The organism is Coleofasciculus sp. D1-CHI-01, assembly GCF_040218875.1.
In the GTDB taxonomy this organism is placed as follows: domain Bacteria; phylum Cyanobacteriota; class Cyanobacteriia; order Cyanobacteriales; family Coleofasciculaceae; genus Coleofasciculus.
Window position 1 is genome coordinate 34,359 of the sequence record NZ_JAVJQP010000021.1, and the last position, 15,153, is coordinate 49,511.

12 protein-coding genes and 1 pseudogene are annotated in these 15,153 nt (G+C 45.7%); 5 read left to right on the plus strand and 8 right to left on the minus strand.

The window, feature by feature from the left end; translation table 11 throughout:
* Positions 1-183 precede the first annotated feature (183 nt).
* Positions 184-1,032, minus strand: a complete 849-nt coding sequence (locus RIB93_RS04050; RefSeq protein WP_446370526.1) for an acyl-CoA desaturase — start codon at positions 1,030-1,032, stop codon at positions 184-186.
* A 105-nt stretch (positions 1,033-1,137) separates the two neighbouring features.
* Between RIB93_RS04050 and RIB93_RS04055 the strand changes: the two genes are divergently transcribed.
* A complete protein-coding gene (locus tag RIB93_RS04055) occupies positions 1,138-2,445 on the plus strand; it encodes a TetR family transcriptional regulator (RefSeq protein ID WP_446370528.1) in 1,308 nt (435 codons plus the stop codon).
* 569 nt (positions 2,446-3,014) lie between these two features.
* Here the strand turns inward: RIB93_RS04055 and RIB93_RS04060 are convergent.
* Together RIB93_RS04060 and RIB93_RS04065 are read right to left on the minus strand one after the other, a co-directional pair.
* The gene (locus tag RIB93_RS04060; RefSeq protein WP_446370530.1) at positions 3,015-4,925 is read right to left on the minus strand and encodes an aspartate kinase; all 1,911 of its coding nucleotides are present in this window, start codon (positions 4,923-4,925) and stop codon (positions 3,015-3,017) included.
* Positions 4,926-5,207: 282 nt separating this feature from the next.
* Positions 5,208-5,546, minus strand: a pseudogene (locus RIB93_RS04065) (RRXRR domain-containing protein); the annotation flags it as partial.
* Between the two features lie 374 nt (positions 5,547-5,920).
* Between RIB93_RS04065 and RIB93_RS04070 the strand changes: the two are divergent.
* Positions 5,921-7,582 carry a D-Ala-D-Ala carboxypeptidase family metallohydrolase gene (locus RIB93_RS04070; RefSeq protein ID WP_446370532.1) on the plus strand — a complete coding sequence of 554 codons (1,662 nt, stop codon included), beginning with the start codon at positions 5,921-5,923 and terminating at the stop codon, positions 7,580-7,582.
* A gap of 310 nt (positions 7,583-7,892) precedes the next feature.
* Positions 7,893-8,669, plus strand: coding sequence for a hypothetical protein (locus tag RIB93_RS04075; RefSeq protein ID WP_446370575.1), 777 nt, complete (start codon positions 7,893-7,895; stop codon positions 8,667-8,669).
* Positions 8,670-8,823: 154 nt separating this feature from the next.
* Here RIB93_RS04075 and RIB93_RS04080 read toward each other — a convergent pair whose 3' ends face one another.
* The 4 genes from RIB93_RS04080 to RIB93_RS04095 all read right to left on the minus strand — a co-directional run bounded on the left by RIB93_RS04080 (position 8,824) and on the right by RIB93_RS04095 (position 13,508).
* The gene (locus RIB93_RS04080; protein WP_446370533.1) at positions 8,824-9,525 is read right to left on the minus strand and encodes a DevA family ABC transporter ATP-binding protein; all 702 of its coding nucleotides are present in this window, start codon (positions 9,523-9,525) and stop codon (positions 8,824-8,826) included.
* A gap of 143 nt (positions 9,526-9,668) precedes the next feature.
* Entirely contained in the window at positions 9,669-10,817 is a 1,149-nt protein-coding gene (devC, locus tag RIB93_RS04085) for an ABC transporter permease DevC (protein WP_446370535.1), read from the minus strand.
* A gap of 109 nt (positions 10,818-10,926) precedes the next feature.
* Positions 10,927-12,303, minus strand: a complete 1,377-nt coding sequence (locus RIB93_RS04090) for an HlyD family efflux transporter periplasmic adaptor subunit (protein WP_446370537.1) — start codon at positions 12,301-12,303, stop codon at positions 10,927-10,929.
* Between the two features lie 464 nt (positions 12,304-12,767).
* Positions 12,768-13,508: a phycocyanobilin:ferredoxin oxidoreductase gene (locus RIB93_RS04095; RefSeq protein WP_446370539.1), complete on the minus strand. Its 741-nt coding sequence runs from the start codon at positions 13,506-13,508 to the stop codon at positions 12,768-12,770.
* Between the two features lie 112 nt (positions 13,509-13,620).
* On the opposite strand from RIB93_RS04095, the gene RIB93_RS04100 reads away from it, so the two are divergent.
* Entirely contained in the window at positions 13,621-13,785 is a 165-nt protein-coding gene (locus RIB93_RS04100; RefSeq protein ID WP_446370541.1) for a hypothetical protein, read from the plus strand.
* Positions 13,786-13,800: 15 nt separating this feature from the next.
* Positions 13,801-13,965, plus strand: a complete 165-nt coding sequence (tatA, locus tag RIB93_RS04105) for a twin-arginine translocase TatA/TatE family subunit (RefSeq protein ID WP_006100800.1) — start codon at positions 13,801-13,803, stop codon at positions 13,963-13,965.
* A 166-nt stretch (positions 13,966-14,131) separates the two neighbouring features.
* On the opposite strand, the gene RIB93_RS04110 is transcribed toward tatA, so the two are convergent.
* Complete coding sequence (locus RIB93_RS04110) at positions 14,132-14,974, minus strand: SPFH domain-containing protein (protein ID WP_446370543.1); 843 nt, start codon at positions 14,972-14,974, stop codon at positions 14,132-14,134.
* Positions 14,975-15,153 lie beyond the last annotated feature (179 nt).

The window sequence follows — 15,153 nt, forward strand, 5'->3', positions numbered from 1 at the left end:
TCAATGTAACTACTGAATACTAAGTTCAATTATTAATTGAGTTAGCATCAAGCTATCTTCAAATTGAAAATCTAAAGTAGAACAATACCTACGTTGGCTAACTCTTCAAAAAATCTGATGAAAACAAACTTTTGACCCTTCGCGACACTCAAGGGCATACTTTTAAACTCCCCAAGAGTGTTACTAGGCTGCCTTTTTGGGTGGTAGGACAACTTTCTTCGCTAAACCCACTCCTTGCAGCAGTTGAATTGCCCACCATGTCATATCGATTTCCCACCATTTACGTCCAGCCGGAGCAACATTGGGATGAGCGTGGTGATTGTTGTGCCAACCTTCTCCGTAGGTTAAGATTGCTGCCCACCAGAGATTTCGAGACCCATCATTAACTTCATAAGTTTGATAACCACGCAAGTGAGTGGCAGAATTAATCAACCAGGTGCTGTGCCACAGTACGACAGCTCGGACAAAGACACCCCAGAATACAAATTGCCATCCCCCGATTACGTAAAGCAATAGACCCAGAGGAAGTTGTAACAATAAGAAATAGCGATCTAACCAGCGATAATAAGGGTCTCTTGACATATCGGGAGCATTTTTCTGATACACTTCGTAATCAAAAAAGTCGGGCTTATGATAGAACAGCCAAAGCATGTGACTCCACCAAAATCCATACCGTGCTGAGTAAGGGTCTTTGTTGGCATCTTCTGGATGAGCATGGTGCTGACGGTGTCCTGCTACCCAGAAGATTGGTCCTCCTTGTAGAGCTAAAGCCCCGATGGTGGTCAGGATATATTCTAACCACTTAGGCACTTGAAAACTCCGATGGGTCAAAAGCCGATGATAGGCTAAACAAATGCCAATGCTGCCAAAAAGCCAATGGAGAAATATCATTACTCCCAAGGCTGACCATGAAAAAAACCAGGGTGCCATCAGTGCTAAGGCGTGAATCGTGCCAAAAAATAGCAGACTGGGCCAATGGAAGGGTAAGTTAGTGCGACTTTGAGGAGGCACTGAGATTGAATGATTAGTCATGAGAATCGTTACAGTAGGAATTGAGGTGCAAGTGTTACTTACACTTCTATCATCAGCTTAACGATTTATCCATCAAAATGCAAGTGTTACTTACATTACTAAACTATGTCTCGTACCAGTTCTACAACACGAGCGCGTTTGATTCAAGCAGCGCTTGAGTTGTTTACCGTTCAGGGGGTTACGGAGACGACCACACGTCAGATTGCTGAATTAGCCCAGGTTAATGAAGTCACACTGTTCCGTCACTTTGGGAATAAACAAGGATTACTCTTAGCCGTGATCGAAGACTCTGGGGTGTTTACCCGTCTGGGCGAATCACTCAGATCTCAAGTCGATCAGACAACGACGTTTGAGCAGGCGCTGATTAACTATGGACGCGATCGCCTTCAGGTTCTCACGCAAATGCCAGAGTTACTGCGCTCTGTGGTGGGGGAGTCGGGAAAATATACGGTTGAGCATCGTCAGGCGTTAGGAGAAGGGGTTACTCAAGCCAACCTGGACTTTGCTGATTATCTTACCACCGTGATTCAACGCGATCGCTTATCATTGCGATTGTCGGCGGAAAAATTAGCCAGCTTGGTTAATGTGATGTTATTCGGGTATCTGGTGATTGAACTAACTAGCGAGTTCCACCAGCTTTGGCAAAGTCAGGAGGAGTTTTTGCAAAGTTTGGTCGAACTCATCTTACACGGAGCTTTTGCAGACGGAGAGCTACAGAGACGGGAAGAGACACAGAGACGGGAAGAGGTGGAGGAAGAGCCGGGAAGCGGCGACACAGGGAAGACAGTGCGCCAGCCTGTCCCCGATTCTTCACTGAATGCGCCTTCTCCGGTGATCTTCTCTGAGACTGTAGCCGATTTACCCGCATCGTTAGTTCACGAAATTTTGCAACAAGCGAAAAAAAGCGGATTACGGGATTATGCTCTTGCCTATATCCTCTTTGGTGCGGGGTTGCGGATAGAAGAAATTACTGCCTTAGAGCGATCGCACCAAATTAGTGACGCCCACAGACATTTGTTGCAAGTGACTCACGGTAACGTGCGCCAAGTCCCTGTCAATCAGTGGATTATGGGCAAGCGCTATGGTTCTTACACCCGCAATCCCTTAAACCAATGGCTCAAAAGTCGTAAAGATGATCGCTCACCTATGTTTGTCAATGAAGCCTTAGAACGGATGTCTGTGCCAGAATTAAGAGCCGCATGGCGTAACTTTACCGCTAAGTTGGAAACGCCATCTCCCTCAATTGAGCAAGCGCGACAGACTTGGTGTGTGGAACTGTTAATGCGAGGAATGAATGTGGAGGATTTGAGTATTTTAAGCGGTTTGGATGTGAAACAATTAGAACCTTATGTGCGTCGGTCAAGGGAAAAAACGGCATTGGAGCGGGCGATTCGTTTAGATCAAAAACCTTGAGTAGGGATTGCTGAATATGTATTATAGTGAGGATAGGGAACAGGGAACAGGGAACAGGAAACAGTTGTAGTGCGAGCGAGACGCTCGCGATTTTGCATGTTTTTATTTATCAAGGTAAATTGGCTTGCACTCAATGAACCTTTAATTGTCCTTAAATCTATTAAAAATGGCATGAATAATACAGTTATACTCAATTCTTTTGAACAGGCGCTATAGCAGTAGACACATCGATTAGGACTTTCGGCATCATTGTAGAGACGTTGCATGCAACGTCTCTACATAAATGATGTGTCCTAACCACTATGGCGGTTGCTATAGCCCTACGCTAGGCGTGTATTTACACATTAGAAATGGAGGCTTTATCAGGAGTGCCTTAGAACATTTATACTGTAACCACGCGAGAGCGTACTGCTATATAATTAAAAAAATCCGCGACTTACCTCCTGGAAAACTTGAAGAAGTAGCCGATTTGGACGCAGCGAACAGCATCGGATGATGGTTCGATAATCCACTAAACTTTCGGATAAGACATTTGCCAAGGTCTGGAATAATCCAGATGATGCTAACTCCTAGGCGGGAACTTCAACTTGCTGATTTCCGGCTAAACCAAATGCCTGGTGAATGGCTTGTAATGCTGTCACCCCTTGCTCTTTATTCACCACACAACTAATTTTTATTTCCGACGTGGTAATCATTTGAATATTAATTTGGTGTTGAGAAAGGGCGGCAAACATTCGCGCTGCTACACCAGGTTGTCCAATCATCCCTGCACCAACAATACTGACTTTAGCAATATCGGCATCAAGGAGAACCTCGCCGTACCCTAAAATAGGTGCAGCCTCCTGGAGAATTTTCTGGGCATTTTCCGCCTCAGCTTGGGCAACAGTGAAGGCAATATCGCGTGTGGGAATTCCATCAATTACTCGACAGCGCTGAGATTGAATAATCATATCCACGCTAATGGTTTGCTCGGCTAAGATACTAAATATCCGAGCCGCCATACCCGGACGATCAGGAACATAGCGAATAGCTAAACGGGCTTGATTTTGGTCAAGAGCAACACCTCGGACAGGGGTTGACTGTAGAGACGTTGCATGCAACGTCTCTACACCGCTATTGGTGGTATCGCTTTTACGAAACTTGCCCTGATTCAGTTTTGACCCTTCGCTGGCTGCAAGGGAATTATCGGTTAACTCTGTTGGTAAACGGGCGGGGGAACTCTTAATATTAAACTGGTCACACAAAACCGCGATCGCACGATTACAATCAGCCGCATCAATCACACAGCTTACTTTTACCTCAGAGGTAGAAATCATCTGAATATTGATCCCCGCATTTGCCAGGGTGGTGAACATTTGCGCCGCAATCCCAGGATGTCCAATCATTCCCGCCCCCGCGATCGCGATTTTGGCGATATTCGATTCCACTAAGACTTCCGCCTCATCAGCACTGGGATTAGTAGGGCTACGGAAAGCGGGTGCGATCGCTTCGGCGACGGCTTCAGCCCGTTTGAGAATACCCTTACTTACACTAAAGGCAATATCATTCGTATTCCCCTCGTGAATCGACTGGATAATTAAATCCACATCCAAATCTTGACCCGCAATCTCCCCAAACAATTGGGCGGCGACACCGGGATGATCCGGAACCCGCAGCATTGCCACTTTTGCCTGATCAGTATCAAATTCTACAGCATCGACCGAGCGAGCTATTTCTAAACCCTCTAACGAACGGGGTTGTGGCGTCGGAGAAATCACCTTTGTCCCCGGATCATCCGTCCAACTGGATAATACAACCAAAGGCATCCCGTAATTGCGAGCAATTTCCACCGCACGGGGATGCAGTACCTTCGCCCCTAAGCTTGCTAATTCCAGCATCTCATCGCAGGTAATCTCGTCCATGAGTTGAGCATCAGGGACTAAGCGCGGATCAGCGGTTAAAATACCCGGAACATCCGTGTAAATCTCACACCGATCTGCCCCTAATGATGCCGCTAATGCTACGGCGGAGGTATCTGATCCACCGCGTCCCAAGGTGGTAATCTCTAAGTCAGTTAGACTACTGATCCCTTGAAAGCCCGCTACCACAACCACTTTCCCCTCGTTGATATGCCGAGAAATCCGTTCGGTGTGGATACTAAAGATACGGGCGCGGCTATATTGGGCTTCCGTGACAATACCCACTTGTGCGCCAGTCAGAGAAATCGCGGGTTGTCCTAATTCCTGCAACGCCATTGCCAAGAGCGCGATCGAGACTTGTTCTCCAGTGGAGAGTAACATATCCATTTCCCGACGGCTGGGATTGGCGGAAATTTCGTGAGCCAGTTTGACTAACCCATCTGTCGTTTTACCCATCGCGGATACGACAACGACTAAGGAGTTACCCGCTTTGACTGTTTTTAAGAGACGTTGAGCGACGGTTTGAATCCGCTCAACTGAACCAACAGAGGTTCCACCGTATTTTTGGACAACCAGCACCATAAATCTTGCTCCTACACCTTGTCATTTGTCATTTGTCATTTGTCTTATGTCATTTGTCAAGAGTCATTTAGTCGGGGCGGGTGTAGTGGCGTGGCACAGCTAAAATTGTGGAATAGATTTTGCGGTGAAACCGGGCGCAAGGATGGTGCCCCTACAATGCTAATCCACCAATTAAGGTGTGCCACGACAGTAGGGTGCGTTAGCGAAGCGTAACGCACCATTTCAAACGATAGTAGTGAAAGTGAACCCCTACATAATCTCCTTCATCTCCCTCATCTCCCTCTCACGATTGATCCGCCGCCCCCGCCGTCCCCGTCGCATCATCGCCCGTTGGCTCATCCGTTTGGTCACGTTCTTAAACGGTAAGTTCAGGTGGGCTAGGAATAGGGTAGCGCCCCTCGACTGGACGGCTACTCCTGTGAACAGCTTGCCCGGATCAATTCCCGTCAGAATATCCTGAGTTTTCTTACCTGATGGTTCCTTAACTAACTGGACTTGAAATACATTTAGGTCGTTGTGTACGACCTTGGCTTTCCCAGCTTTTAACCAGCGTCTAACACGGCTAGCTTTAGCTGGCATTAACGGTTCACCATCTGGTGATAATACTGGTACACGAATCATGGTGATAAACCTCTCGTGTAGTAGAGACGCGATGACAGAAGCGTCTGTACAAAGTACAAAGTCCCCTCGACCACCACCAACAAAATGTCCTCTCTTAAAGCGTCTATGACAAGTAGACTTACAGTTAGTCCAAACTGGGGAAGCATTTGGAGGTGTGTATCAGTTGGTGGCTAATGGTCTATTCAACGCTTACGTTGCCAGCCCTGTCCCTGGCAATCCCTGACTTCAAGCGTCCCTCAAGTCAGGGTTGTTGAAATCCGTGGCAATCAGACGTAGCGTTTTCCAGCAATGGGCGGCTATTGCTGAGTTAATCGATGAACAAGCCATAGATTATTGTGTAATGGGTGCTATATCTTGGATTATCAAAATTCGTCATGGCAATACTATCACCAGACCAACGGAATTATTATTATCTTCTAGCCGCCGAACGAGCGGGGATTCACAAGCCAATTTTGGCGGCTCTCTATCAGGTTCATTCGTCTCCGACGCTTGCTGATGAAGAAACAGGATTAGGCATCTCGCCTGCCAATCGGGTATCCCCCGATCAGGTGAATACGTTCGCGGAACAAGTTCAGTATGCTGCTAATGTTATCCGATCGCTGACTGATAGTTTAATTGCTCAGGGACAGCAAGGAAATGATTTATGGCTCTCCGAACAGGGACGCTATAGTGACGAGTTCCTACAAAACGTGGCTAGAGGATATGTACCGCCAGCCAGTCAACCCCATACAGCACGTTTAGAACCGAGTAACTTTGAGTCCCTCAAACAAGCCTATCTAGCTGATTTAGCCGCCGACTTCAGCAGCGAAAATCTGCCCCAAAATCTTGCCTATCTAGATAAAGCCTTACTGACGCTTGTGGATCGACTGCCGGAGTATTATCAGGGATTACCTCATCAACGGGATGCGTTGCTCGAAGGGGTGCGAGTGTGGCGGGAACTGGATACGCCGGATGCTGCTATTGCTTCGTTAGTACCAACGGATCAGGTAGAATCAGCGCGTAAGGATGAATCCCTATTGGATATTCCCCTGAAGCAATTTATGGGACGGGTGTCTGCCAACTATAGCGGTTATCCCCATCAACGGGAGGCATTGCTGCGCCTAAGTCAACTATGGCGTCAACTGCGAAGCCGAGAAGAAGCGATCGCGTCTTTGGAAAAAAGTGCCTCCCCCGAAGAAGATCTCGATATTATTGATCCGGCGCTAATTGCCTTTGTCGAGCGCATACCGAAGTTCTACCAGGGACAAGGTAGCCAACGCAATGCCCTCACCGAAGGCTTTCGACTCTGGAATCAATTTGACTCCCGCGCCACGGTATTAAGTCATCTGGGCATTAATCCAGACATCCTCCAAGCGAGTACCACTGATCCCACCGCGATGCAAAAACTGGCAGCGGAACTGGATCGAGAACTAATCAGCTTTGTCGGGAAGATACCCAAAAACTACAAAGAAGAGGACAACCAACGGGAAGCATTAATCCGTCTGGTGCAACTTTGGCGAGATTTGCCCACCCGAAATCAGGCAGTGCAATCTCTCCTGGACGACCAAAAACGGATGAATGAAGCCCGCCGCCAAGCCCAAGAAGCACCGCCCAAGCCCACACCTGTAGTCATTCCCAAACGTCCGGAACGGTGGACACCCTACAATATTCAGCTATTAGCACCAATTATTCCCGATGGTAACTTTACCTGGGCAGAAGCCACCCATGGAGGTACACGTATGCCCCCGAACCAAGCTACAGTGGATGCTATGATTCGCATTGCGAAACTGGCACAACGGGCACGCGATCGCATTGGGCGACCTTTTATCGTCACCAGTTGGTATCGTCCCCCTCACATTAATCGAGCAGTTGGGGGTGCCAAGTATAGTCGGCATCTGGTGGGAGATGCCATGGATTTTGTGGGTGAAGGGTTAAGTGGTAATCAGATTTATTGGTCTCTGGAACCGTGGTGGCCCGGTGGTTTAGGTCGCTATAGTCGGTTTCCTAATTTGTGCCATATTGATGCTCGCAGCTACCGGGCACGCTGGCGCCACTAAGGGTAACACTCAGCAGGAACACCTCTGTTTGCTGCTACCTTTTTCCAGGACTGTAATTCAAAATCTGCATGGGTGCATCTGTAATTGAAGCGACAAATCGATCAACCACACAAATCCAGAACAATCTAACATTCATGGCGGAGTCCTAGGGGACTTTCGCAAGAGTTTACGACTCGGTACAGTGTTTTCCCCACCGACAAAAAATGGCTGTCGGTATACCCCAGCAGACTTAGCAAGGGCGAGATTGCACCCGATGCACTCCCTGGAAGGCATTCTAGAAATAACTCTTACGTTTTCTCCAGCAGGCATTATGTCCAGTTCGATTATCCCTAGAGAATCTACATTAGCTCAAGTTTCTCAGCCGTCACCCACGGCTGTCTCTCCTTCACCCCCAAACAATCAGTCTTTCGGATCACCCTGGATGTTTGTCTCCATGGGACTGTTCTTACTCGTGATCGGCTTACTGGTCTATGGCAAAATGCAATTGAATGCCATGACGAAAAAGCTGAAATTTGAGCAGTTTAAAACCAAAGACCTCCAGAAAAAGTTGAAGTTGGCGCTCAACACGATCCGTAAAATGGAAACCAATCCGGATTTGGTTCACTCTCGCGAGTTCAATTTAGACTATCTGCGATTGCGGATGGAGGAAGAGGTATTCCATTTTGCTATCGTTAATCAAATCAAAATCAAGGTTAAACAAATCATCAGTGTGGCACTACGACCGAATCAAGCGACTCAAAGCGCGGTCGGGATTGCTAGTACCACGGGGAGGCAAGTTGATGAACTGTTTGATGTCAAGTACGAGACGGAAAGCAGCGGTAAACGTACCATGCGAGTGCTGTTCCGGATTCAAATCAAGTTGACTAAATTACCGACTCAAGCCACCTCAGCCACGATTAGCCAGATTATTGATTGTATCGAAACCTTTCTCTCTCCAGAGGATGAAAGCTGGCAACCCACGATTCAAGGACGAATTGTTTCAATTCACTGGGATCAAAAAGCTAAACCGACTCCTTTACTGGTGCTTCAGCAATCTAGTGAGGGGGTTAACGTGACCTTAAGAACAAATCGGGCGCGGATGCACTGAACCTATTTAGGGGTTCTCAGTCATTAGATAAACTGGCTCATCCTTAAACGTCGTTTATGGCTACAGCTATATAATGTATTCCTTATGACTTATTACTTCTTTGAACGAAAATATTGAGGGCAATGCCTACCCATAATTTTCAATTTGGGTAGTGTTAGCGAAGCAATTCAATATGTCCATCTTCGATATGAATAATCCGATCCGCAATATCTAAAATCCGATTATCGTGGGTCACGAGTAGAATGGTGCATCCTTGTTGTTTTGCTAACTGTTGCATTAATTCCACGACATTCCGTCCTGATTGACTATCCAAAGCTGCTGTGGGTTCGTCAGCTAGAACTAACTGAGGACGACTCACTAACGCCCGTGCGATCGCAACGCGCTGTTTTTGTCCGCCAGAAAGGTTATCAGGGTAGTTATTAAGATGATTGGTTAAACCAACTGTGGTTAATATCGCTGTTGATTTCGCTACCGCCTCGACGGGAGAAATATTAGGGTGAAGTTCCACAGACATTTGCACGTTTTGGCACGCGGTAAGACTCTTGAGCAAATTATGAGATTGAAAGATATAACCAATATGGCGGCGCACTTGCACCAGTTTTTCTTCGGTTGCACCCACAAGTTCCTGTCCTAAGACGTGAACTTGACCCGATTGGGGTGAACGTAAGCCCCCAATTAGCGTTAACAAGGTCGTTTTACCTGAACCCGAAGGACCTGTCACCAATACAATTTCTCCAGATAATAGTTCTAGGTTGATATCAAAGAGAATTTGTTTACGTAGAGAACCTTTACCAAAATAATGGTTGAGATTTTTAATCGAGACTACAGGAGATTGACGTAATACGTGATAATTCATAACTCATAAATCTATTATAATTTTATACGTCTCTTGTAGGAGCGGGTTTAGGGACAATCGTAGGGGCGGGTTTAGGGACTCAATTCATATATTCACCAATAACGGAACAACAAAACCCGCCCTTTCACACCAATAACAGAACTCTAAAAAATATCAGCCGGATCAGCCGCTTTCAGTTTTCGCACAGCAATTGCCCCTGATACACAACACATGATAATTGTCAAGATTAAAATCGTTATCGTTTTAGTCAAGGACATCATCATCGGTAGACGAGTTGCGGCTTTTGTTAAACCATACAATCCCGAAGCAATTACCATTCCGGGAATATATCCTAAAATAGCCAGAATAAGCGCTTCTTGGAAAACCACCATCAATAAATAACGATGGGTATAGCCCATGGCTTTGAGTGTGGCATATTCGGGTAAATGATCGGAAACATCAGTATAAAGAATCTGATAAACAATCACCGTACCAACCACAAACCCCATTATTGTTCCTAAAGTGAAGACAAAACCGATCGCGGTACTGGTTTGCCAGTAACTTTTTTCAAAATTAATAAATTCTTGCTTAGATAAAATTGTGACATCATCAGGAAATTCCTGTCTCATGTCAGTTAAAACGGTTTGAATATTTGCTCCGGGTTGTAATTGAACTATACCAATATCAATTAGTCCCTTATCTCGTCGTGGAAATATTCGCAAAAAATTAAGATCACTTGTAACAATATTTCCATCAGCCGCAAATGAAGCGCCTAGACTAAATAATCCTACCACCCGGATGCGACGTTCTTCTACTTCTGTCGTTACCTCTTCGTTTTGACGAAATAATTGAGCAATTGAACCATATTCGGGTCTAGACGTATCATCGAATAAAACCCCATTTTCTATTTTTATCTTATTCAAATTTTGATTAACATCAGGTAGTTCTAAGACTGGATTAGCTGGATTAAATCCCAAAACCATAATGGCGCGAGTTGCTCGATTTTGCGGGTTTTTCCATAATCCAAAATCCATATAGAGTGGACTAATAGACTGAACACCCTCAAAACCCAAAGCTTGATATAATCGCCGCTGGGGAAAGCTTTTCATGGCGATAGTTGATGTGGACTGAGGGCTAATCAGAAAAATGTCACCTTTTAACTTGTTATGTAGGGTTACATTACTTTCAAACAAGGCATCGCGAAACCCGAGTTGCATAAACATTAAAATATCAGCAAAGCCAATTCCCGCGATCGCGACCAATAATCGGATTTTTTCGCGGCTTAGTTGTAACCAAGCAAGAGGAATTTTCATTTAAGTTTTAAGTTTTAATTTTTGTGTAGGCGCGGGTTTCACTACTATCTTTTCTGACATGACCCAAATGCAAATAAACCCGCCCCGACTAAGTTTTGAACTAATTTTACTATGATTCTAGGAATATTTCTACGATAACTTTTGAATTAGTTAAGCCAGCAACTTTTTGGTTATCTTCTGGACGTAGACGAATATCCACTTCCACGACTCTGGCATCAACATCAGCAGCCGGATCGGTATCCAGAATATCTTTTTTGCCAATTTGTAGTCCAATTTTGCTGACATTCCCTTGAAGTTTTTCCTCAAATGCTTTGCCTTCACTACGGATAGCAACACGTTGTCCGAGACGTACTTGGCTAATATCGCTTTCGTAGACTTCAGCAACCACTATCATCTCGTCTGTTTTTCCCAGTTCAACAATTCCTTCCCCTTCTTTAATAGTTTCTCCAGCCCGGGTATTAATCTCTAAAATTCGACCATCTTCTGAAGCCCGCACGTAAGCTAATGAATCTAAATCAGCTTGGGCTTGTTCAACGGCTGCTAGTGTACTTTCCACTTCAGCTTCGGCTTGTTTAATATCAACCGGACGAATTTCTTGGATTTCTTCGAGGCGGGCTTCTTCTTCTTTAATCCGAGCTTCTAGAATGGCAATTGTTTTATTGCGGTTAACTCTGGCTTCTTCAAGCTGTTCGTTAAGATTAGCAATTGTTTGAGCTTTGTTTGCTTCGGCTTGAATTAGATTCGCCTGTTGTTGACTGAGGTTTTCTTGTGCCTCACTCAGGCGTTCTAGAGCTGTTTCCACCCTCAAACGGCGGCTTTCTAATTCTGAGGTAGAAATAGCTCCATCTTCGGCTAACTGCTGATAGCGGGCAAAGTCGTTATCAGCGTTGCGTTTTTCTGCCTCGAGTCGTCTAATCGTAGCTTCTTGACCTTTAACGGTGGCTTGTTGGGCTTGAATCGTGGCTTCTTGAGCTTTGGTGGTTTCTCTCAGTTCAGTTTCTAAGCGATTAATTTTGCTCTGTTGGGCTTTTGTTTCTCCCTCTAATTCTTTTTCCAGGCGATTAATGGTTTCCTGTTGGGCTTGAATTGCACCCGCTTTAGCACCTGCTTTCACTCGTTCCAGATTCGCTTGAGCAATTTCAACTTGTTTTTTCGCCAGATCGACAGACGCTTGCAAGCGATCGCGGTTATCCATAATCGCAATCACTTGATTTTCCCGCACGCGATCGCCTTCCGAAACCAGTAATGATTTCACTACACTAGCGCCCTCCAGTGATGTGGGAGCGGATATTGTGATCACTTCGCCAGCCGGTTCCAAGCGTCCTAAGGCAGTTACCGCTTCGATTGCAGGTGTCGCCGTCGGCTGTGAATGTGATTGATTTGGACGGAGTTGAACCCGATTTAGGCTGTAAACCGCCGCCACTCCAGTCGCCAGAGTTCCGCCCACAGCTAACGCGATCGCCCAACGAGTTATTGGTTTTGACAATAGTCCTTCATCCATCCCTGGTTTATGCCGTTCTACAACACTTGGACAAAGCTAGACAAGATTGGATCTTGTTAGACATTATCCGAATTGCTTCCTGCTTCACTCTGGCGGTGACGGCACTCAACCAGTCCACAGGTTTAAATTTGGACAGAACTTGCCCTATTTAATTTTTATTGATCGAAGTAATTTGAGAAGCTTTGCTGCTTTAATCCGTTATTTTCAGCGCCATTAAGGTATGCTGGATTTCTCAACCGCCTTATTATAGGTGCGCTACTCTTAAAAGCTTTGTTACGGGGTCTCAAGCCCTAATATTGTTCGCTTGGTTTTCGCTCCTGCGGACTATTATAGCACTGCACCGCTTAGACAAGATGCTGGAGCATTTTCCAATGTTCCCTGTTTCCTGTTTCCTATTCCCTATTCCCTATTCCCTATTCCCTGACAAATGACAAATGACGAATGACCAATTACGCCGATGGCAAGTCAAACAATACCGTTGTCATATAATACTCTGCCCAATCCGCACCAAAGGCTTTTTCTAGGACACGACGGGTTTTATCATTCTGCTGCTGCTTGGTGCAATAATAATGCTGACCCGCTAAAACTTCTGCTTGGTTTTCAGCCGAAACGGGTGTCGCATTAGCCGCCTGAGTACAATGAATTTGGAGAAAATTCTCTACTCGCGATAAAAATTTGTGTTCCTCTTCAGGGGTGTTGGGTCGAATAAAAATGCAAAATTCAGAAAAAATATCGCCCCACTCTGGCAACTCACGGACGTCTTGGAAATGAGGCGTTGGTAAGGCTTGTAACGGTTGGCGGTAAATGTCAGGTAAGATACGCTGAGCATTCACTGGAGAAAGGTCTGCGATCGCGGCACTGATTTTCCCGCGTCCACCAACTAGATCGCAGCCGAACATGGGTAAATCATACTCTGGACGAGGAAACATGACACAGTGGAGGATATCGAGCATTGTTCCCACTTTTGCCAGTTCCAAGTGCAGTTTGCGAAACTGTGGTGTCTGATAACAACGGTTTTCAATCGTAAGTTTCTCACCCTCTAGACGCCCCTCTACATAACCTAAATCAGCAGGAAGCTGATAGGGCGACAAATCCAGGTAACGCCGCCAGTTAGCTTCAATACAGTCGGCTAATTGGTGGATGAGGGGGTGTTGTTGCTCTCGCAGGGAAGGCTTAGTAGTTGCTGACATTCCTTGAACCTAAACAATTAACCTAAACCCGTCAGGATAAGGCGGTAGGTCTAGGATATCAGCTTCTGATTCCGTTGGGATAGCCACAATCTTAATCTGCCTGCTTTTTATCGTGACTGAACTTGGTGTGATGTTGGAGAGTGAAGACTTAGATAGTGTGAGTTGGCTTGAAGAACCCAGAAACCCCGTTAGCGATGATGGATATCCCCCAAGTGGTGCAGCTACTTCGTTAGCTCAGGAAGTCAGAAAGGATGTCAATATAAGTAAGCAGAGTTGATAGGAGTAGACGAGTATGTTTGGCTTAGGATGGCCCGAAGTGGCGATTATTGGAATTGTCGCTCTAGTAATTTTCGGTCCCAAGAAGATCCCTGATATGGGTCGCGCATTAGGAAAAACGCTTAAAGGTTTTAAAGAAGAGATGAATACTCCAACATCTGAGGAGGATGACGCTGACTAGAGTTGATTTATCGGTGGGGAGGGCGGGTTTTGTTGTTGATTTATCGGTGGATGTCTAATTTAGCGGCTAAACCCGCCCCTACAAATTTTGCCTAAACCCGCCCCTCAAACAGGCTTTCTCTTTGGCAGAAGCAGCAGCCAAAGATGGGAATTATTGAGCCGAAAGCTTAATTCGAGCCATTTCCGCCATCCTTCTTGATTGGCAATTCCGGAGTCTCCATTAAATCAGTCATCGCTTCAGTCAAGGCTTTGGGGTCCATGAATACGATTTTGGAGTTGCTACTTTCTCCCAATTTCTCGTTCGCTTCTACATATCGAGTGGCAATCAAATACTTGAGTACATCTTGACTGTTAGGCTTTTCGAGCAGCGCTTTTGAGATCATCTCTAGGGATTTCACCGTTCCCTCTGCCTGGGCGATCGCGGCTTCTCTCTCACCCTCTGCCTCATAAATCGCCGCTTTTTTCATGCTTTCTGCGGCTCGCTCCTGTTCCAAGGACTCTAGCACTGTCTGGGGTGGTTTAATTTCTTGGAGTTCCACACGGATAACCTCTACCCCCCAACTATCGGCAGCTTCCTTGAGGTAAACAGACAAATTTTCATTGATCTCAGAACGGGATGAATAGGTTTGATCTAAATCCATTTTGCCAATCTCCGACCGTAATGCCGTGAGCACTAAATTTGTAATTGCCTCTTTGACATCTTCAACATCGTAGTAGGCTTTATAGAGGTTGTTGATTCTCCAGAACACCACTGCATCGACTTCCAAAGAAATATTGTCTTTCGTGATTGCCTGCTTGGGTTCGGTGTCTAAAACTTGCTCACGAGTGGTTTCTTCTACAGCAATATTTTCCAGAGGGAACCAAACCCACTTTAGACCGGGCTGTAAAGTCTTCTTATATTTCCCTAAACGTTCAACGATAGCTTGATTGCCCTGATTGATAACTCTGGCTGAACCAATGCCGTAGCCGCTTAAACACAGTGCCAAAATAATTGCCCAAAGAGATTCCATAGGTTTTTAAACTTTTACGAGAAGGTTTTGGAGTGACAAATAGAATTGTCTAGAACGTTCTTCAATAAGATGGTGGGTAACACCTAGCTTAAATTTACATAACCTTAGATCTAAGCCACTTGCAGATTTACCCAAATGATGCTTGTCCTCAAGCCGCTTTGTCTGGCAGCAAGTGTTAC

Excerpts from the sequence above, each read along its gene's own strand:
- RIB93_RS04050 (WP_446370526.1), bottom strand. The coding sequence starts at position 1,032 with ATGACTAATCATTCAATCTCAGTGCCTCCTCAAAGTCGCACTAACTTA.
- RIB93_RS04055 (WP_446370528.1), top strand. The coding sequence starts at position 1,138 with ATGTCTCGTACCAGTTCTACAACACGAGCGCGTTTGATTCAAGCAGCG.
- RIB93_RS04060 (WP_446370530.1), bottom strand. The coding sequence starts at position 4,925 with ATGGTGCTGGTTGTCCAAAAATACGGTGGAACCTCTGTTGGTTCAGTT.
- RIB93_RS04070 (WP_446370532.1), top strand. The coding sequence starts at position 5,921 with ATGGCAATACTATCACCAGACCAACGGAATTATTATTATCTTCTAGCC.
- RIB93_RS04075 (WP_446370575.1), top strand. The coding sequence starts at position 7,893 with ATGTCCAGTTCGATTATCCCTAGAGAATCTACATTAGCTCAAGTTTCT.
- RIB93_RS04080 (WP_446370533.1), bottom strand. The coding sequence starts at position 9,525 with ATGAATTATCACGTATTACGTCAATCTCCTGTAGTCTCGATTAAAAAT.
- devC (WP_446370535.1), bottom strand. The coding sequence starts at position 10,817 with ATGAAAATTCCTCTTGCTTGGTTACAACTAAGCCGCGAAAAAATCCGA.
- RIB93_RS04095 (WP_446370539.1), bottom strand. The coding sequence starts at position 13,508 with ATGTCAGCAACTACTAAGCCTTCCCTGCGAGAGCAACAACACCCCCTC.
- tatA (WP_006100800.1), top strand. The coding sequence starts at position 13,801 with ATGTTTGGCTTAGGATGGCCCGAAGTGGCGATTATTGGAATTGTCGCT.
- RIB93_RS04110 (WP_446370543.1), bottom strand. The coding sequence starts at position 14,974 with ATGGAATCTCTTTGGGCAATTATTTTGGCACTGTGTTTAAGCGGCTAC.